We start from the raw sequence: 18650 nt of genomic DNA, 5'->3' as shown, positions 1-18650 counted from the left end.
GTGACCTGGCTCACCCTATGGTCGAAGGTACTGGTACAGCGACATCGGCAGATGAACCGAACTGTCGAACCGGACCCGAAACTGGAGGTGGACCGATGACCGTGTCCATACACCCGCAATCAGAGCCGGCGCCCCCGCAGCGTCGCGACCGCACGCACTGGCTCTACATCGCGGTCATTGCGGCCGTCGTCGTCGGCGTGGTGGTCGGGCTCGTGGCACCCGAGGTGGGCAAGAGCGTCGGTGTGCTCGGCACCATGTTCGTCAACCTGATCAAGATGATGATCGGCCCCATCATCTTCTGCACGATCGTGTTGGGGATCGGCTCGGTACGCAAGGCCGCCACCGTCGGCAAGGTCGGTGGCCTGGCTTTCGGCTACTTCCTGGCGATGTCCACGGTCGCGCTGACCATCGGTCTGGTTGTCGGCAACCTGATCCACCCGGGCAGCGGTATGCATCTGTCGGAGAGCGCGGCGGGCAAGGGCGCCGAACTCGCGGAGAAGGCACACGAGTCCGGCGGACTCATGGACTTCGTCCAGGGCATCATCCCGGAGACGCTGTTCTCCTCGCTGACGGCGGGCAGCGTGCTTCAGGCCTTGTTTGTGGCGCTGTTGGTCGGGTTCGCGCTGCAGGGCATGGGCAGCGCCGGTGAACCGATCCTGCGCGGCATCGAGCACCTGCAGAAACTCGTGTTCAAGGTGCTGATCATGATCCTGTGGCTGGCGCCCATCGGTGCTTTCGGCGCGATCGCCAACGTCGTCGGGCAGACCGGCTGGACCGCCGTCACCCAGCTGCTGACCCTGATGCTGGGCTTCTATGTGACGTGCGTGGTGTTCGTGTTCGGCGTGCTCGGTGTATTGCTGCGTGCGGTATCGGGGGTGTCCATCTTCAAGCTGGTGCGGTACCTGGCCCGCGAGTACCTGCTGATCTTCTCGACGTCTTCGTCGGAGTCGGCGCTGCCGCGGCTGATCGCCAAGATGGAGCACCTGGGCGTCGACCGAAGCACCGTCGGTGTCGTTGTGCCGACCGGGTATTCGTTCAACCTCGACGGCACCGCGATCTACCTGACGATGGCGGCGCTGTTCATCGCCGACGCATTGAGTGCCCCGATGTCCGTCGGGCAGCAGATCGGTCTGCTGGTCTTCATGATCGTCGCGTCGAAGGGAGCCGCCGGCGTGACCGGCGCCGGATTGGCCACGCTGGCCGGCGGCCTGCAGGCCCATCGCCCCGATCTACTCGACGGGGTCGGACTGATCGTCGGGATCGACCGGTTCATGTCCGAGGCCCGCGCGGTGACCAACTTCTCCGGCAATGCGGTGGCCACCCTGCTCGTCGGGTCGTGGACGCACACCGTGGACAAGGCCAAGGTCGATGCGGTGCTGCGCGGTGACGATCCGTTCGACGAACTCACCATGGTCGACGACCATGCCAACCGCACCGCCGAACCCGCGCACGCCTGACATGTAGCTACAGGCCCGGCCGGTACCGCCCGGCCGGGCCTCGTCGGGTATTGAACCTTTACCCATGCCTGGCTCGTAACAAAGGTGAACCGCGTACCGAAAAGGTATGCGAGAGGGTAAGGATGACACGGCCATGTACGCATCGATCATCATGGTGGCCGCGTCGGGGGCGGCTTTGGGAAGCATATTGGCGCCCGCCGGATCGGCATTTGCCGACTCGGCGATCGAGACCATCGGACTGCTGGAAGCCGAGGGCTTCTACGTCAACATCGATCGGGTAGGCAGCGCCCCACTCGATCAGTGCACCGTCACCAGCATCCGCAACCCACAGACCCAAACCCAGCTCATCCGGGTGGAACGGTTCGGCAAGGACGGCGAGAGGAATTTCGACCTCGTACCCGTGGTGGTGCGACGCACCATCACAGTCTCGCTGAACTGTTCGAAGTGAGCGTCAGCGCTGGCAGTTGAGCGACACCGACACGGTCCGGCTGGTGATCGATGGGACCAGGATCCGATCGCCGCCGAGGCCCGGCCCGACGTAAGGCACCAGCTGGGTGACCTGCTGGGGGTTGCGCACGCTGGTGACCGTGCACTGCTCCAGCGGCGCGGTGCCGATCTTGTCGATGGTGACGGTGTACCCCTCGGACTGCAGGCGGCTGATCACCTGCTGAGCGGTTTCCTCGGCCGAAGCCACCGCGGACGATGCGCCGATCACCCCGAACACAGCCACTGCGACTGCCGCCAGGGACCATTTCATGCGCATCGGGCCGTCCTTCCGTCGTTACCAGCTCATCTTCCCTTACATACATCGTTCGGGAAATTCGATTCGTTCCCGCCGGTGTCGAACGGCAAGCGCATACCATCGCGCCCGTGAAGAGCACGATGCAGAACTGGCCGTTGACGATCACCGCGATCCTGCGACATGCCTGCGGCGTCAACGGCGACCGGACCGTGACCACCGCAGGTGGGCAGGGCCGATACCGCACGATCAGCTATCGCGAGCTGGGCGGGCAGGCGGCCCGACTGGCCCATGCCCTGCGCGGGCTCGGGGTCGACGGTGACCAGCGGGTCGGCACGTTCATGTGGAACAACACCGAACACCTCGCCGCCTATCTGGCCGTGCCTTCGATGGGCGCGGTGCTGCACACCCTGAACATCCGGCTGTCGCCCGAGCAGATCGCCTACATCGCCAACGAGGCCGCCGACAGCGTGGTGATCGCCGACGGATCCCTGGTGCCGCTGCTGGCCCCGGTGCTGCCCCTGCTGGAGACCGTGCACACCGTGATCGTGGTCGGCGACGGCGATACCAGCGCCCTGGCCGGAAAGACCGTGCTGCGCTGGGACGAGCTGCTGGCCGCCCAGCCCGCCGAGTTCGACTGGCCCGAGATCGACGAAAACTCCGCGGCAGCAATGTGTTACACGAGCGGCACCACCGGAAACCCGAAAGGTGTGGTGTACAGCCACCGGTCGAGCTACCTGCATGCGTTGAACACCTGCACGGCCAACGCGCTCGACGTCAGTTGCAGTGACTCGGTGCTGCCGATCGTGCCGATGTTCCACGCCAACGCGTGGGGGTTGCCGTACGCCGCCCTGATGGCCGGCGCCAATCTGGTGATGCCCGACCGGTTCATGGACGGTGCCTCGTTGCTAGACCTGATCGAATCGCAGCGCCCCACGCTGGCCGGTGCCGTGCCGACCATCTGGAACGACGTCATGCATCGGCTGGAAAAGGAACCGGGGCACGACGTTTCATCGCTGCGACTGGTCGCCTGCGGTGGTTCGGCAGTGCCCTTGTCCCTGATGCAGACGTTCCAGGAACGCTACGGCGTGTACATCCAGCAGGCGTGGGGGATGACCGAAACCTCGCCTCTGGCCACGGTGGCCAAGCCGCTGCCCGGGGTGTCCGAGGAACGTCAGTGGGAGATGCGGGTCAGCCAGGGCCGGCCGATGTGCGGCGTGGAGGTGCGTGTCGTCGACGACGAGGGTGTACCCCTGCCCGACGACGGCGACGCGGTCGGCGAACTGGAAGTGCGCGGGCCGTGGATCACCGGCTCTTACTACCTGGGCCGCGATGCCGAGAAGTTCGACACCGGGTGGCTGCGCACCGGAGACGTCGGTTCGATCGACCAGCAGGGATATGTGACGCTGACCGACCGGGCCAAGGACGTGATCAAGTCCGGCGGGGAGTGGATCTCCTCGGTGGAGTTGGAGAACCATCTGATCGGCCACCCCGCGGTGTTGGAGGCCGCCGTGGTCGGGGTGCCCGACGAGCGCTGGCAGGAACGCCCGCTGGCTGTCGTGGTGCTGCACGACGGCGCCTCAGCGGAGCCGGCCGAACTGCGGGAATTCCTGGCGGACAAGGTGGTTCGGTGGTGGCTGCCCGAGCGCTGGACGTTCATCGAGCAGGTGCCGCGTACCAGCGTGGGCAAGTACGACAAGAAGACGATCCGGGCGCGCCACGCGGACGGTGCCTACGAGGTCATCACCCTCTAGTTCTCCCGCGAGCAGACGCGCCGTCGAGAGATCAACCCGTCGCCTTCATGTTGGCGTCGATCATGAACGCGATGGTGACGGTGGCGAGGTCATTCGTCTTGGTCAGGTCGAAGCCGGTGAGCTCAGTGAACGCGCGCAGTCGTCCGCGCACGGTGTTCCGGTGCCGATATGTTCGCTCGGCGATGTTGGCGATGGTTCCGCCATTGGCGGTGAGGTCGCCGACCGTCTCGGTCAGACCGTGGCGTTCGCTCTCGCTCAGCCTGTTCAGCGGGCCGAAGACAGCTGAGTGGATCTCCTCGGACAACTCCTGGTTCGCCGCGACGACGGCATGGAGCCAGTTGTCCTGCAGTCGTTCGACCCCGACGTCGGAGCGACCATGGACGGCCATCCGCGCCAGGCGGATGGCGCGTGCCACCGAATCGAGCCCGGCGGCCGTCACTACCGAGCATGTCTGCCCGCTCAACGCTGCCAATTCCCCGGCGATGTCGAAGGAATCGTCGGAGGCGTGGACCACTCCGCGTAGCTCCCGGGCCCACCAGCTGAAGTAGAAAGCCCGGCCAGATGCCTGCAGGGCCGCACTGCATTCAGCCAGGACTTCGGGCCGCGGAATCGGGAAGGAGCCGACGAGGCAGTGGTAACTGCCCTCGGTGGGCAACCCCAGTACGCGAGCCGCATCTTCGACTGCGCTCGGTTCGAGCCCGCCATCCGTGAGCAGCTGATCGAATGCGGCTGAACGAATTTCATCCAGACTGTCCTGGGTGGTCTGATACCCGCGGACGACGTGCTCGGTGTTGAGTTCGACGGCCTCCCACACCATCAGCGACGAGCGTTCGAGGAAGTCGGCCCGCACATCCGCGCCCACCGCGCGACCCTCGTCGATCAGCGCCTCCCACAACGACTTCAGATCGATCCGGAACGCGTGCAACACGCTGGACAGCGGAACACCTTGGCGGGCACGGATTTTGCCGAGCTCCAGCGCGACGGACTCGAGATCGGCCGGGATGTCGTCGCCGGCCAGTCGCGAGAGCGCCAACCGCATCGTCCGATCCATGTGGTACCGGAGGTCCGTTCGACTGACCGGACCGCCGGTGTAGGTGGGCTCGTCCTCGATGGTGCGGGCCACGGTGCGTTCCACGATCTCGTCGAGGTGGACGTCGAGTAGCCGGCGGGCGGTCGTCCTGATCAGCTGCGTGGTGGTGTCCAGCTGTTCCATGGGTCGTTCCCGCTCTCTCTCGGCGCCTGCGGTCACAGGATCTGAAATGTGCAATGCGCACAGTTTATGGGCGAAATGCGCGCCAATTATGGCATTGACCGCATCGCTTTGAACTCATTGAATGTGTGCTGCCCCACATTCACGTGCTGCGTCCGGCGACACCCGGCCAGCGGAAGGACGATCAATGCCGCAATCGCGAGGTGCACTGCCCGTCACCGATGACTCCTGGGGGTCGACGCTGACAGACCTCCTCGGCGAGGAGTACGGACTGTCGATTGTCGACCTGACGTTTCTGGGCGGCGAATTCGACCGCAACTACCGGGCCACTGCCGATTCCGGCGAGTGCTTTCTGGCAAAGCTGCAGATTCGTGGCGAAGGCCACCTCGAACAAAGCTGGCAGGAAGACATTCTCGTACACATGGCGGGTAGAGACCCCGGAGTCGCGGTTCCCACCATCGTGCCGCCGGCCAGCGGTGGCCGGCACGTCCGACTCGACGGCGGAAACGAAGTGCTGACCGTGTTCAACTGGGTGCACGGCGTCGAATGGGCCAAGGTGGACCGGCATTCGGATGCCCTCCGGGTCCAGTTGGGTGCCACGGCCGCGCGCATCACCGCGGCCCTCGAAGGATTTCCGCCGGAATCTCTGCGCGCCACACATCACTGGGATGTGACCCGGGCCCGGACCGCGATCGCGTCCTGCCTGGCCGATGCCCCCGAGCTCGCCGAAATGGACTATGTGCGAACCGCTTTGCGGTGGTTCGACGATGTCGAACCGACCCTGTCGGCACTGCCGCGCGCGGTAGTGCACAACGACCTGAACGACAACAACGTCCTGGTCGATGTCGAGCGGGACCAAGTCTCGGGGGTACTGGATTTCAACGACGCTCTCTACAGCGTGCGGGTCGCCGAGCCGACGATCGCAGGTGCCTACGCCATGATGCGTCAGGCCGAGCCGCTCCGCGCGCTCGGCCAGGTGATCGGCGGGTACCACTCCGTGACGCCGCTGACCGACGACGAGCTGGCTGTCGTCTATCCGTTGGCGGCTTCCAGATTGTGTGTGCAGGCGCTGACGTGGACCTCGCGAGCGAGCACGAACCCAACTGCCTACGGCAGCATGCGGATGCGGTTCACGTTGCCGACGCTGCACCGCGTGCTGGCCATCAGCCCAGAAGAGGCTGCGGCACACCTGCATTCAGTCTGTGAGAAACCCACCGCCTCCGCGCTGGACGACCGGAAGCCCGGGCAGAGCGGTAACCGATGATGAACCTTCACCGCACTTTCATGGCGAACGCGTTCGACGGCAACGACGAGTCGCTCGAACCTGGGGCCAGAGAACTCATCCGGCGCCGCTCCGCGGTTCTCGCACCCAGCTACCGGCTGTTCTACCGGGCCCCGGTCAGCGTCGTCCGTGCCGACGGCGTCTGGCTCTATGACGCCGAAGGCCGGCGTTACCTCGACGCCTACAACAACGTTCCGGCGGTCGGGCACAGCCATCCGCACGTTCGGCGGCGGGTGGACGAACAGATGCGTGTGCTCAACACCCACACCAGATATCTGACCGAGCCGCTGATCGCCTACTCGGAGCGGCTGCTTGCGCTCTTCCCGCCCGAGTTGTCGAAGATCGTCTACACCTGCACCGGCAGCGAAGCCGTCGACCTGGCGCTGCGGGTGGCCCGGTACGAGACCGGTGCGCGCGGCATCATCTGCACCAGTCACGCCTACCACGGCACGACGGCCGCCGCCGCCGAGATTTCGCCCAGCCTGGGGCCCAACAACCCCATCGGTCCGGAAGTGATCCTGGTCGACGTACCCGACTCGTACCGGGACGATCCCGCGGCCGCCGCCGAGATCTTCGCCGCCCGGGTCAAGGCGGCCATCGCGACGCTCGGCCAACGCGGTGTCGGCCTGGCCGCGATGATCGTCGACTCGGTGCTGTCCAGCGACGGTGTGCAGACCGACCCCGCGGGGTGGCTGGCCCCGGCCGCCGATGCGGTGCACGAGGCCGGCGGGATGTGGATTGCCGACGAGGTCCAGCCAGGTTTCGGCCGGCTGGGGACCGGCTGGTGGGGTTTCGCCCGGCATGGGCTGAAACCGGATCTGGTGGTCCTCGGGAAACCGATGGGCAACGGAATCCCCATCGCCGCCGTGGTCGGAACCGACGCCGCGATGGACAGATTCGGTCGAGACATTCGCTATTTCAACACATTTGGTGGAAACCCCGTCAGCATCGCCGCCGCGAACGCGGTGCTCGACGTCATCGAGGATGACGACCTGATCGCCAACGCGAGCGCCGTCGGCGCACGACTGCGGTCTGGGCTCGAGGAGGTGGCCCGACAACACCCCGAGATCGGGCACGTCCGCGGCTGTGGGCTTTTCGTGGCCGCGGAGTTCGTCGTCGACCCCGTCAGCCGCGAGCCGGACGCCGCGACGGCCTCGGCAGTGGTCAATGAGTTGCGTGACCGGGGCGTCCTGATCAGCGCATCCGGCCGATCCGAGAACGTGCTGAAAATCCGTCCCCCCTTGCCGTTTCAGGCCGAACACGCCGACCACGTGGTGACGGTCCTCGACGAGGTCATGACAGCAGCCACCACCAAGAAGAAATCGAACTAGGAGCGAAAATGCGCGCAGTGTTGTTCTCCGGAAACGCCGGAAAAGTCGAGGTAGCCGACGTCGACCTGGCCAAGCCCGGACCGGGTGAGGTACGAGTCAAGATCGCGGCGACGGGTGTCTGTCATTCCGATCTGCACATCATCCGCAACGAGTGGCCGCTGCCGGTGCCCATGGTGCTCGGCCATGAGGGCAGCGGGGTGGTCACCGAGTTGGGGCCCGGTGTAACCGATCTGGAGATCGGCGATCACGTCGTACTGTCCTGGGTCGCCCCGTGCTACGAGTGCCGGTACTGCCAATCGGGTCATGAGGCCCGCTGCACTGTCGCGATGAACCTCGTCGCCCCCGGCGGCGTGCTGTACGACGGCAGCTCACGGATCAGCCGCGACGGCGAGACGATCTACCACTACCAGGGTGTCTCTTCGTTCGCCGAGGAGGCGATCGTGCCGGCCAGCGGAGCCATCCGCGTTCGCAAGGACGCCCCGCTCGACGTCATCTGTCTGATCGGATGTGCGATCGCCACCGGTGTCGGCGCGGTCACCAACACGGCGAAGGTCGAAGAAGGTGCGACCGTAGCCGTGATCGGTTGCGGCGGAGTCGGTTTGTCGGTCGTGCAAGGCGCCCGGATCGCGGGTGCGAGCCGGATCGTCGCCGTCGACATCCAGCCCGAGAAGACCGCGTTGGCGCTCACCCTCGGTGCCACCGACACGATCGACGCCGCGAACACAGATCCGGTGGCGGCGCTTCGCGAACTGCTTCCCGACGGTGCCGACTACGTGTTCGACGCGATCGGCAAGATCGCCACCACCGAGCAGGCCATCGGAATGCTGGGCCTGGGTGGAGCGGCCGTCGTCGTCGGACTTCCGGCAGCCGGCGAAAAGGCGTCCTTCGAGCCGCTTGCCCTGGCCGAGGCCGATCAGCGCATCCTGGGCTCCAACTACGGCAGCGTCCGTCCCGCGATCGACATCCCCAAGCTGGTCGACCGCTACATGGACGGCGAACTCAAGATCGACGAAATGGTGAGCGCCCGTCGCCCGCTCGAGGAGGCCGCGGCCGCCCTCGACGAACTCGCCACCGGCGCCTCGCTGCGCACCCTGCTCATTCCCGGTCAGAACTGACCCGCGAGATCGAACACCGAAGGACAACCCACACATGACCACAGGCTCTCAGTCAGCATCCGCGGATGCGACGAGCACCCGCGCCGACGCGGCCGGGATATCGCTGCTCAGCCGTAACCTCGGCGTCGGCCCGATCGTCTTCATGGTCGTCGCCGCGGCGGCGCCGCTGGCGGTGGTGGCCGCCAACCTGCCGGTTCTGATCGCGCAGAGCGCCAACGCGGGAGCGCCCTACTACTTCCTGGTGTGTACCGCGCTGCTCGCCGTGTTCTCGGTCGGGTTCACCCTGATGAGCCGATACGTGCCGAACGCCGGCGCGTTCTACTCCTACATCCAGGCGGGTCTGGGCCGGATCACCGGAACCGGCGCCGCCGCGGTCGCGATCTGTGCGTACTCGATGATGCTGCTGGGCGTGACCGCGTATTTCGGTGTCGCGGCCCGCAATCTGATCGGGACCGATGTTCCGTGGTGGGTGTTCTCCCTGATGCTGGTAGCCCTGGTGGGGTTGCTCGGCTATCGGGACATCGAGCTGAGTTCGAAGGTTCTGTTGATCGCCCTGGCGTTGGAGACCGTCGTCGTCATCGTGATGAACATCGGGGTATTCGCCACCAATGGCGGTGCCGGCCATTCGCTTTCGGTTCCGTTGAGCACGCTGGGGGAGGGGGTGCCTGCGCTCGGCGTCATGTTCGCCTTCTACAGCTTCATCGGGTTCGAGGCCACCGCGGTGTTCCGTAACGAAGCCCGCGACCCGAACCGCACCATTCCGCGCGCAACCTACATCGCTGTCTTCGTCATCGGCCTGTTCTCGGCCTTCTCCGCGTGGTGTGTGGTCGCGGGGGTCGGCGTCGGCGACGTGGTGCAACGCTCGGCCGACGATCCCGAGAACGTCGTGCTCGACCTGATGCACACGGTGGCGGGCCCGATTCTCGGTGACCTGGCCCGGGTCTTGCTGGTCACGAGCTTCTTCGCGTGTGCGCTGTCCTTCCACAACATCGTCACCCGGTATGTGTTCGTCCTGGCGCAGAAAGGTGTCCTGCCCTCGCGGCTGGGCGAGGTCAGCACCAAGCATCACGCGCCGTCGCGTGCCTCCCTGGTCGTGAGCATCATGATCGGCGTGTTCGTGCTGGCCTCGATCATCGCCCAGCTCGATCCGGTGTCTGTCGTGTTCACCCTCGCCGGTGCCGCCTCCTCATTGGGAGTGGTGATCCTCATGACGCTGGTCAGCGTCGCGATGCTGGTGTTCTTCCGGCGGGTCGCCACCGGTAAAGGCATCTGGCACACATTGATTGCCCCGATCATCTCCACCATCGGGCTGGCGGTGATCCTGCTGTTGGTGGTCACGAACTTCAGTCTCCTCACCGGCACACAGGGTCAGGCCTACGGCGTAATGGGCTTCGTGGTCGCCTCCTTTGTCGTGGGATCGGTGAGCGCGGTGGTGATCCGTCGTCGCCGTCCCGACGTATACGACCAACTCGACGCTTGATCCCATCCGTTCACGAGCACCTGGAGCGCAACAATGTCAACCTCGATTCCATTTCAAGTGATCAACCCCGCCACCGGTGAGACCGGCGAGCAGCGGCCGTTCATCGACGCCGCCGCCCTGGCCGGCGTGATCGCCGATGCGCAAGCGGCGCAACGTTCTTGGCGAAACATCTCGCTAGCTGAGCGCACCACCGCGCTCAAGCGGGTCGCCGAGCTGCACCGCGAACAACTCGACGATCTCGCCCGAACCGCGGTGCGCGAAATGGGGAAGCCGATCAGCCAGGCGCGTGCCGAGGTCGAGTTCAGTGCTGACATCTACGACTACTACGCCGGTGCCGCCGAGGCTTTCCTCGCCGAGGATTCGATCGACCTGCAGTCGGGAACCGGTAGCGCGGTGCTCCGGAAACAACCCCTCGGCGTGATCCTCGGGATCATGCCGTGGAACTTCCCCTACTACCAGGTCGCGCGGTTCGCCGCGCCGAGTCTCGCCGCCGGGAACGCGGTACTGCTCAAACCGGCGCCGCAGTGCCCGGAGTCCGCGCTGAAGATTCAGCGGATCTTTACCGAGGCAGGTTTTCCGGAAGCGGTGTTCACCACCATCTTTGCCGCCGAGGAGCAGATCGCCGAAACCATCGCCGACCCGCGCGTGGCCGGAGTCAGTTTCACCGGGTCCGAGCGGGCAGGCGCGGTGGTCGGCCGGCTCGCCGGCGGCGCGGTGAAGAAGTCGGTCCTCGAACTCGGTGGTTCCGACCCGTTCCTGGTGCTGGATGTCGCGAGCCTCTCCGCAGCCGTGGAGGCTGCGGCCGAGGCGCGGCTCGACAACGGCGGGCAGTCGTGCAACGGCGCCAAACGGATCATCATCCTGGACCGGCACTTCGATGAATTCGTCGAGCTTTTCGTCGGCAAGCTGGCCGAAGTGGCGCCCGGCGATCCGATGAGCGAGGAGACCGTGCTCGGCCCGCTCTCGTCGGAGCGGGCGGCGAAAAACCTGGAATCCCAGGTTCGGCGGGCGGTCGACGCCGGCGCCAAGGCGCTGCTGCCGAGTTCGCGGCAAGGTGCGTTTCACACCTGCGGCGTGCTGGCCGATGTGGCCGAGGACAACCCGATTCATCACGAGGAACTGTTCGGACCAGTCGCGATCGTCTACCGGGCAGCCGACGAGGCACACGCCGTGCGCATCGCCAACGACACACCGTTCGGCCTGGGCTCGTATGTGTTCACCGATGACGCGGCACAGGCAGACCGGGTGGCCGACGCCCTGGACACCGGGATGGTCTACGTCAACGGTGTCGGCCTGGATGCGGTGGAACTACCGTTCGGCGGTACCAAACGCTCCGGTGTCGGCCGCGAGCTCGGATCCCTCGGGATCCGGGAGTTCGTGAACTACAAGCTGGTTCGCGCGGCGTCGGAGTGAGACCGCGTGAATCAGCTGGTTCGCCGGGGCGGTCCTAGCGCTCGGCGCGCCGGTAGGCGGTCACGACGGCCGCGTTGGGGGGACGTCGACGAGATCGCCCCGGATATCTACCGGCTGTTGTCTCGACGCTTCGGTTACCTTGGCGCACAGTAGGACACTCAATGGCACGCCGAACAGCAGCATCGCGAGTGTCGGGTCGCCGGCCGAAATGTCCGGAAGGCAGGTGACGATCGCCGCGGCCGCGGCGACCAGCAACAGCTGCGCTGACACCGTCAGGACGCCGCCGGTGTGTTCGTCGTCGCGGTCGGCTGCCGGAAACGCCCACAACAGCGCAAACAACGCGGCGGTGACTGCGATGATCGGTGTCAACGGGACGGCGATGACGTTCGGCAGCCAGGATGCGCCACTGACGATCAGCAGTGGGATGAGCACCAGCCGGTTCGCCATCTCCGACGATATGGGTGTTGATTTGCCGAGTAGGCCGAAGATCGTTGCGACACAACCGATGATGGCCAGGCAAATGGCAACTTGCGGAGCCTTCGCCCAAAAGGCGACGGGCCAGTGGTAACCCAGTTGGTCGCCCAACACCCCGATGTACACGGGGACCAGGAACAGCAGTCCCACTCTCGCAACCGACTGTCCGACCGTGCCGTCCCACCGCTCACGTAGCGCTATGGGGATCAACGCGGCGAGGCCCAGCCAGGAGATCAGGAGAACGAGGCCTTCCGGCGGTGTAATGGTGTCTGCCCGCGGTCCGGTGACCGCATTCGCGACCAGATTCACGATCAGCATGAGGGCGATCAGGATGTGGACGGCGAGGGCGCTGACGCCGATGGCCAATGTCGCGGCCACGTCGCCGCGCTGCACCAACGGTGTCCTGAACGAGCGCTGGGTCACGTAGGCGATCGCCACCGCGACGAGGATGGCGTGTGGCCACGTCCAAGGGTGGCCAAGCCCCCAGTAGTTCTCGATGAAGCCCGAGGAGATTCCCGCGACACCGGACACCTCGAGCACGATGACGGCGGCTGCGACGGCACAGATGAATGCGGTGAGCCGCCAGCCGCCACGGTGCGCAGAGATCTGCTGGGCGACGGCCGACCGGGAGTGCGCGGCCAGTGCAACGCCTGCGGTGGCCATGGCCCCGACGAAGGCGAGCGCGATGCCGGGAACGTAGGTCCGGGTCGAGACATCGGCGATGAACATTTCGAGCAGTTCGCCGTCAGGCGGTGGCTTGGCGGCGTTCAGGGCGAGCCCGAACCGGAGATTCGCATGGATGGCGGGGATCCATGGCGCCGCGACAAGGCAGGCGAGGACGAGCCCCACCCACGGCCGGGGAGCCCGATGGCGCACGTGCAGACAGGTGATCACCACCGCGGCGCCGGCGAGCCACGCGACGGCAGAGGGAATAGCCTGCCGGTCTCGGTCGATTGCGAGCATGAGGACGGGGATCAGCGGGACCCACACCCCGGCACACCACGCCAGCACCGCGTGGTGTCGCGGGGCGTCCGGGCCGGTGGCGGTGACGACGTAGCCGGCGGCCGCCGCGCCCGAACCGATTGCGATGCCGCACAGCAGCGGCCAGAACGGCGAGTAGAGGAATACGAGTTCGCCGCCGTAAAGGCTGCCGTTCTTCGACTCGAACAGGTCCGGGATGAAGCCGAACGCCAGCATGATCGCGGAGCCGACCCAGGTAAGGACGGCGAGGATGCGCAGGGGTACTGCGATGCGGCCGGGGCCGAGGCGCGCCGGCCGGTGCCTGGCTTGTTGCCACAGGGGGTCCCACAGGCGTTGCGACAAGCGCACTTGCTCAGGTGTCTGGTCCACCGCGGCATCGTTGCCGAGCGCACTTGGTGATTTCTTGGATGGACCGGCCGGGCCTCCGACCGAGAACCGGCCTCGTCGCAATCAGCCAATCAGCGCCGCAGGAAACCGGGTGGCCATTGCCTGCCCCCGGCCCCCGCAGCGACCCTCACCTTCGGTCCCAGCTCCTCGACCGCTTCCTTCGTCTAGCGCGTCTGTTCGCGGTCCTAGCGCTCGGCGCGCTGGTACGCGGTCACGACGGCCGCGCCGCCCAGGCCGATGTTGTGCTGCAGGGCCGCGTTGACGCCGTCGACCTGTCGCTTGTCGGCGGTGCCGCGCAACTGCCAGGTCAGCTCGGAGCACTGGGCCAGGCCCGTCGCGCCGAGCGGGTGGCCCTTGGAGATCAGCCCGCCGGAGGGGTTGACCACCCAGCGTCCGCCGTAGGTGGTGTCGTTGTTGTCGATCAGCCGCGGCGCCTCGCCCTCGCCGCACAGGCCGAGGGCTTCGTACAGCAGCAGTTCGTTGGCGGAGAAGCAGTCGTGCAGCTCGATGACCTGGAAGTCCTCGGGCCCGAGGCCGGACTGTGCGTAAACCTGCTGGGCGGCTTGCACATTCATGTCGTAGCCGATGATGTTGGCGGCGCTGCCGTCGAAGGTCGACGCGAAGTCGGTGGTCATCGCCTGCCCGACGATCTCGACGGCTTGACCGGCCAGCCCGTGCTTGTCGACGAAGGCCTCGCTGGCCACGATCGCCGCGCCCGACCCGTCGGAGGTGGGGGAGCACTGCAGCTTGGTCAGCGGATCGGAGATCATCTTGGCGGCCAGGATGTCGTCGAGGGTGTACTCGTCCTGGAACTGTGCGTACGGGTTGTTGACCGAGTGCTTGTGGTTCTTGTAGCCGATTTTCGCGAAATGCTCGGCGGTGGTGCCGTACTTCTTCATGTGCTCGCGGCCGGCCGCGCCGAACATCCACGGTGCGACGGGGAAGGCGAACTCATCGATCTCGGCCAGGGCCTTGACGTGCTTGCCCAGCGGGGACTCGCGGTCCTGCGCGCCGCCGCCCAGCGAACCGGGCTGCATCTTCTCGAAACCCAGCGCGATCGTGCAGTCCGCCAGACCGCCGCGAATCGCCTGTGCGGCAAGGAAGAGCGCGGTCGACCCGGTGGAACAGTTGTTGTTGACATTGACGATCGGGATGCCCGTCATGCCCAGCTCGTACAGGGCGCGCTGACCGGAGGTCGAGTCACCCGAGCAGTACCCGACGTAACCCTGCTGCACCTGGTCATACGAGATGCCCGCGTCCTCGAGCGCCTTGGTGCCGGACTCGCGCGCCATGTCCGGGTAGTCCCAACCTTCACGCCGACCGGGCTTCTCGAACTTCGTCATCCCCACGCCGACGACAAACACTTTGTTAGCCATGCAACGGAACATACTTCATCGCGAAATCGGGGCAACCGTCTTCAACTGGAGTTGACGCAAGCGCACCACCAACCCTGCGGCGGCCAGCAGTGCGAACACCCTGAGCTGCCACCGGTTCGCCGGATTACCGCGGTCTCGGTCGAGGAAGTGATTGGCCGCGTGCAGGGGTGTTGAAAGCCCGATCGCCCGCCCGCAGAAGAGGGAGGTCATCGGGCGATCGGGCCACACGTTAGCGCCGCCTATTGCGCAGCGTGCGCCAGGAGTGTAGCCAGGGCATTGACCTGAACGCTTCCAAATTTCCCTGGGCTTGCAGCAAACGGGTGGCCGAACGTGACTGCCCGCCTTCGGAGTGCGAACCCGATCATGTTTGTTGACGGGTGCGCCGGAATGGAGAGCTGTTCGGCGGCCTGATTGCCCACGGCCTATGTGGTCTTGGACCGTTCGTTCGCCCGCTCGAAATGGTGGCCGATCATCACGCTGGCAATCAGGGACACCGAGATGGCGATCTCGGCGATGAAGAATGAGCCGAAGTCGATCACCGACCCGATCGGCGGATTGCCCGGCACTGCATTGCGCAACGGCACCAGCGCGAACAACATGGCCGCCATCATGGAACATGCAGGAAACAGCAGGCCCCTTCGTCCGCGCAAGATGTAATACGCAGCCGTTGCGGCGGCGATCGCGAGCCCGAGCATCAGCACCATGGCGAACAGGGCATATACCAATGTGGGAGCGCTTCGGGTGAATGTCAGATTGATCAGCCCCGCGTCATCAGCAGACGAACTCATCGTGAAGAAAGGGTCGGTGCTGAAAAGCGTGATCGCGGTGGGCACCTCGCTGCCGGCTGCATCCAGGATGCGGATGTCCAGAGTCGCCGTGTACCGGTCGAACGGATAGTCGGTGACAACACCGGTCAACCCAAAACGCTCATCGACGTTGGGTGCCACCTCGGCGTGCTTGACCGGGACCGACACGGCGGTCAGCGATGTTGAGGCGTTCAGGTGGGCATCGTCACGAAACAGGCCACTCTCATCGGCCAGCGAACCGCGTGGTTCCAGACTGGAGATGCTCACCGAGACGGTGCCGTTGGTGGTGTCGACGTGGGTTACCCAGGCCGTCAAATCAACCCGGTCTGGATTGGTGTCATCCCCCGATACCTGGGCAGTGTTCTCACTTGTGCGGGTCGGGTAGTACATACCCAGGCTGGCCGCCAACATCATGACCAGAATGACGCCGCCGATGAGCGCAGCGCGCACGCCCGACCTGACCGCCCGCCCCTTGATCGGTGTTATCGCCGTTGGCACGCGGTCAACTCGCGGATTGCTGACGGTACTGCGATGGTGTGATGCCCACACGATCCTTGAATGTCGTCGAGAAATGGCCGGGAGTCGAGAAACCGACCGCGAATGCGATCTCGGACATTGTCAACGGCGCACTGGCCAGCAGTGACTGAGCCCGAGCGATACGTAGGTTCAGCAGATATTGGTGAGGTGTGGTGTGGAACGCCGCGGCAAAGGCCCTGGTGAATACCCCGGCCGGCATTCCGGCCAACTCGGCCATGGCGGCCAGGCTGATCCGGGAATCGAGACTGTCGTTGAGGTACTCCTTTAGTAACGTCTGGGTCGCCTGGTCGAGTGAACGGGGCGCCGCCACCGACCGTCGCTCGAGGATCGGCGGACCGTATTGATCGGTCAGGTGCAGGCGCACTGTTTCGGTCAATGTCTCCTGCATGATCCTGGCAAGCACGTCGTTGCGGCCGGCAACGCTGTTCATGCGCTCGATCAATTGGTGCAAGAGAGGGTCACGGCGCACGGACGGGCGCAGTGGCTGTGAGCCCAGCGCTGCGGTGGGCACCGTCAGCTGGCAATACTGCGCGATGGTGGCACCACGGCACAGGACGGCAGCGCGATGTTCGGCAGGAAGAACCCACGCGTTGCCCAACTTCGGTTTCTCAACCAGGAGAGACTGACCCTTTTCCAGTTCATATTCCTTGGCCAGTACTCCGCCGCCGCGATACACGATGATGGTGTGGTGGGGTGCCAAGAACCCAGCATCGGCCGAACCACCTCGCAGCGGCAGGTCCACAAATTCGACATCAATGCTCACGTCGCACTGCCCCTTATCCGTCTCGCCGATTCCCGTCCACCCGTCACACCGGTTACTTCAGTCATCGGACTACGCGACGTACGGATCCTAACTATTCGAGTACGAGTCGTGCCGGCTCCAACGGCCGCAACGCCGGTATCGACGACTACTTCGTCGGCACGGGTGCTACTTCGGCCAACGTGGCCGGTACTCGGCGGGGGTCACGCCGACGCGCTTCTTGAACACCGTCGTGAAATGACTGGTGCTCGAGAAGCCCAGGCGGGCACTGATGTCGGCGATCGAGTAGGTGGGGTCGGCGAGCAGTGCCCTCGCCATCGCAATCCGCCGGTCGAGCACGAACTGGCGTGGAGTGGTGTGAAACGTCGCGGCGAATGCCTTTTTGAACGTGTCGACCGTCATGTCGACCTGATCAGCCAGGGCCGCAACGGTACTCCCCAACTCGACGCTGCCCCGTCGATGTAGTCGACCAACCGTGCTTGCTCGTCCTCGCCGAGTAGGCGATCGCTACGAACTCTGGGAGTGCCTCGCTCTGTGAACGAATCGATGAGATGCAACCGCATCGATTCGTTGAGCGCCGCGGCGAGCAGCTGCGCGGTCCCGTCGGTTCGTGGTGCGAGTTGTCGCATTCGCTCGATGAGCTGGAGCGTGAACGGATGACGAGGCCGTACGATCGGTAGGTCTGGCCCAGCGAACAATGTTGTTGGTAGGGCGATTTCGCAATGCTCGATGACCGGTCCGTATGTGCCGGCGGCTGGACGCTCCGTCGTAGGCAATACCCACAGATCGGCCCGATTCAGCGGCACCAGCGTGGGGGCATCTCCCTGCGAGGGCCGCAACGATCCGATGCTCGCACACAGTGTGATTCGGTGCGGGGCGTGGACGTCCCAGTCTGGGTGTTCGAGGAAGGGGGCGGCACCCAAGGCTGCGACAAACCAGGTGCGGAATCCTCGGCGGCGGTTCTCCTTGGGCGGTCCGCCGGTCACATTCCGGCGCGCGTCTCCCATTACCAACACTCCGGCGGTGATGGCGGACTTCGTCTCATGCTGGGAGGATAGCCGTTGCCCTTCAGCGAATTTCGCGAAGAATCACATCTGGCCGAGGGCGTTGACATCGGTGACGCTGACCCAGAATCCCTCGTTGCTGCGGTTGTTGGTGAACCGCGTGCCATCGCTGAACGCCTCAACCGCCCAACCGTTGGCGATGTAGGTCTGGTCGTAACGGATGGTGTGGAGCGGGTCCGTCACGCCGAGGTCGGCAGCCAGATACGTGAATTTCCCGTTCTGGTCGAGCGTCACCGAATTGGCGACGTCACCCGATGCCGTCAGCGGCGGGTTCACGAACTGCACCGTGCAGTTCACCGCGTCTCCTTGGATGCCGCACAATGTCCGTCCCGACTCGGTGCGGATGTAGGTGACCCCGCCCGCCCCCGTCGGCAGGATCTCGTCAGCTGCGGCGATACCCGGTAGCGCAAGCGATCCGCCGAGGATCGCACCCGCTGCGGCAGTGCCGATCAGAACCCGACCACCAAAATCCATGCGTGCTCCT

Annotated in this window: 16 protein-coding genes; 8 read left to right on the top strand and 8 right to left on the bottom strand. The window is 65.3% G+C overall.

What is annotated here, in order from left to right; translation table 11 throughout:
- Window positions 1-95: 95 nt before the first annotated feature.
- Window positions 96-1457 carry a cation:dicarboxylate symporter family transporter gene (locus tag ACWEFV_RS10365; RefSeq protein ID WP_450070095.1) on the top strand — a complete coding sequence of 454 codons (1362 nt, stop codon included), beginning with the start codon at window positions 96-98 and terminating at the stop codon, window positions 1455-1457.
- 133 nt (window positions 1458-1590) lie between these two features.
- Window positions 1591-1905: a hypothetical protein gene (locus ACWEFV_RS10360; RefSeq protein ID WP_450070164.1), complete on the top strand. Its 315-nt coding sequence runs from the start codon at window positions 1591-1593 to the stop codon at window positions 1903-1905.
- A gap of 3 nt (window positions 1906-1908) precedes the next feature.
- On the opposite strand, the gene ACWEFV_RS10355 is transcribed toward ACWEFV_RS10360, so the two are convergent.
- Entirely contained in the window at window positions 1909-2220 is a 312-nt protein-coding gene (locus ACWEFV_RS10355; RefSeq protein WP_450070094.1) for a hypothetical protein, read from the bottom strand.
- A 107-nt stretch (window positions 2221-2327) separates the two neighbouring features.
- Here ACWEFV_RS10355 and ACWEFV_RS10350 point away from each other — a divergent pair, with 107 nt between their 5' ends.
- Window positions 2328-3950 carry a fatty acid--CoA ligase gene (locus ACWEFV_RS10350; protein ID WP_450070093.1) on the top strand — a complete coding sequence of 541 codons (1623 nt, stop codon included), beginning with the start codon at window positions 2328-2330 and terminating at the stop codon, window positions 3948-3950.
- A gap of 31 nt (window positions 3951-3981) precedes the next feature.
- On the opposite strand, the gene ACWEFV_RS10345 is transcribed toward ACWEFV_RS10350, so the two are convergent.
- Window positions 3982-5163, bottom strand: a complete 1182-nt coding sequence (locus ACWEFV_RS10345; protein WP_135457659.1) for a PucR family transcriptional regulator — start codon at window positions 5161-5163, stop codon at window positions 3982-3984.
- Between the two features lie 184 nt (window positions 5164-5347).
- Between ACWEFV_RS10345 and ACWEFV_RS10340 the strand changes: the two genes are divergently transcribed.
- The 5 genes from ACWEFV_RS10340 to ACWEFV_RS10320 are packed head-to-tail and all read left to right on the top strand — an operon-like array spanning window position 5348 to window position 11781.
- Window positions 5348-6424: a phosphotransferase gene (locus tag ACWEFV_RS10340; protein ID WP_450070092.1), complete on the top strand. Its 1077-nt coding sequence runs from the start codon at window positions 5348-5350 to the stop codon at window positions 6422-6424.
- A 20-nt stretch (window positions 6425-6444) separates the two neighbouring features.
- Complete coding sequence (locus tag ACWEFV_RS10335; RefSeq protein WP_450070091.1) at window positions 6445-7773, top strand: aspartate aminotransferase family protein; 1329 nt, start codon at window positions 6445-6447, stop codon at window positions 7771-7773.
- 8 nt (window positions 7774-7781) lie between these two features.
- A complete protein-coding gene (locus tag ACWEFV_RS10330) occupies window positions 7782-8888 on the top strand; it encodes a zinc-binding dehydrogenase (protein WP_450070090.1) in 1107 nt (368 codons plus the stop codon).
- Window positions 8889-8922: 34 nt separating this feature from the next.
- Entirely contained in the window at window positions 8923-10368 is a 1446-nt protein-coding gene (locus tag ACWEFV_RS10325; RefSeq protein ID WP_450070089.1) for an APC family permease, read from the top strand.
- Between the two features lie 33 nt (window positions 10369-10401).
- Entirely contained in the window at window positions 10402-11781 is a 1380-nt protein-coding gene (locus ACWEFV_RS10320; protein WP_450070088.1) for an NAD-dependent succinate-semialdehyde dehydrogenase, read from the top strand.
- A 60-nt stretch (window positions 11782-11841) separates the two neighbouring features.
- Here the strand turns inward: ACWEFV_RS10320 and ACWEFV_RS10315 are convergent, their stop codons facing one another.
- The 6 genes from ACWEFV_RS10315 to ACWEFV_RS10290 form a co-directional block, all read right to left on the bottom strand.
- Window positions 11842-13605, bottom strand: a complete 1764-nt coding sequence (locus tag ACWEFV_RS10315) for a hypothetical protein (RefSeq protein ID WP_450070087.1) — start codon at window positions 13603-13605, stop codon at window positions 11842-11844.
- Between the two features lie 203 nt (window positions 13606-13808).
- The gene (locus ACWEFV_RS10310; protein WP_090428904.1) at window positions 13809-14999 is read right to left on the bottom strand and encodes a lipid-transfer protein; all 1191 of its coding nucleotides are present in this window, start codon (window positions 14997-14999) and stop codon (window positions 13809-13811) included.
- Window positions 15000-15421: 422 nt separating this feature from the next.
- Window positions 15422-16303, bottom strand: coding sequence for a DUF4436 family protein (locus tag ACWEFV_RS10305; RefSeq protein WP_450070086.1), 882 nt, complete (start codon window positions 16301-16303; stop codon window positions 15422-15424).
- A gap of 4 nt (window positions 16304-16307) precedes the next feature.
- A complete protein-coding gene (locus ACWEFV_RS10300) occupies window positions 16308-17105 on the bottom strand; it encodes a helix-turn-helix domain-containing protein (RefSeq protein WP_450070085.1) in 798 nt (265 codons plus the stop codon).
- A gap of 165 nt (window positions 17106-17270) precedes the next feature.
- Entirely contained in the window at window positions 17271-17543 is a 273-nt protein-coding gene (locus ACWEFV_RS10295) for a helix-turn-helix transcriptional regulator (RefSeq protein WP_450070084.1), read from the bottom strand.
- A gap of 647 nt (window positions 17544-18190) precedes the next feature.
- Window positions 18191-18640 carry a hypothetical protein gene (locus ACWEFV_RS10290; protein WP_090427776.1) on the bottom strand — a complete coding sequence of 150 codons (450 nt, stop codon included), beginning with the start codon at window positions 18638-18640 and terminating at the stop codon, window positions 18191-18193.
- Window positions 18641-18650 lie beyond the last annotated feature (10 nt).

The organism is Mycobacterium sp. NPDC004974, from assembly GCF_053600815.1.
This window is presented reverse-complemented; position numbering and strand designations above follow the sequence as displayed.

Bases quoted from the DNA above. Each gene is read 5' to 3' on its own strand.
- ACWEFV_RS10310 (WP_090428904.1), bottom strand. From the start codon at position 14,999: ATGGCTAACAAAGTGTTTGTCGTCGGCGTGGGGATGACGAAGTTCGAG.
- ACWEFV_RS10360 (WP_450070164.1), top strand. From the start codon at position 1,591: ATGTACGCATCGATCATCATGGTGGCCGCGTCGGGGGCGGCTTTGGGA.
- ACWEFV_RS10290 (WP_090427776.1), bottom strand. From the start codon at position 18,640: ATGGATTTTGGTGGTCGGGTTCTGATCGGCACTGCCGCAGCGGGTGCG.
- ACWEFV_RS10345 (WP_135457659.1), bottom strand. From the start codon at position 5,163: ATGGAACAGCTGGACACCACCACGCAGCTGATCAGGACGACCGCCCGC.
- ACWEFV_RS10355 (WP_450070094.1), bottom strand. From the start codon at position 2,220: ATGCGCATGAAATGGTCCCTGGCGGCAGTCGCAGTGGCTGTGTTCGGG.
- ACWEFV_RS10335 (WP_450070091.1), top strand. From the start codon at position 6,445: ATGGCGAACGCGTTCGACGGCAACGACGAGTCGCTCGAACCTGGGGCC.
- ACWEFV_RS10330 (WP_450070090.1), top strand. From the start codon at position 7,782: ATGCGCGCAGTGTTGTTCTCCGGAAACGCCGGAAAAGTCGAGGTAGCC.
- ACWEFV_RS10340 (WP_450070092.1), top strand. From the start codon at position 5,348: ATGCCGCAATCGCGAGGTGCACTGCCCGTCACCGATGACTCCTGGGGG.
- ACWEFV_RS10320 (WP_450070088.1), top strand. From the start codon at position 10,402: ATGTCAACCTCGATTCCATTTCAAGTGATCAACCCCGCCACCGGTGAG.
- ACWEFV_RS10325 (WP_450070089.1), top strand. From the start codon at position 8,923: ATGACCACAGGCTCTCAGTCAGCATCCGCGGATGCGACGAGCACCCGC.
- ACWEFV_RS10365 (WP_450070095.1), top strand. From the start codon at position 96: ATGACCGTGTCCATACACCCGCAATCAGAGCCGGCGCCCCCGCAGCGT.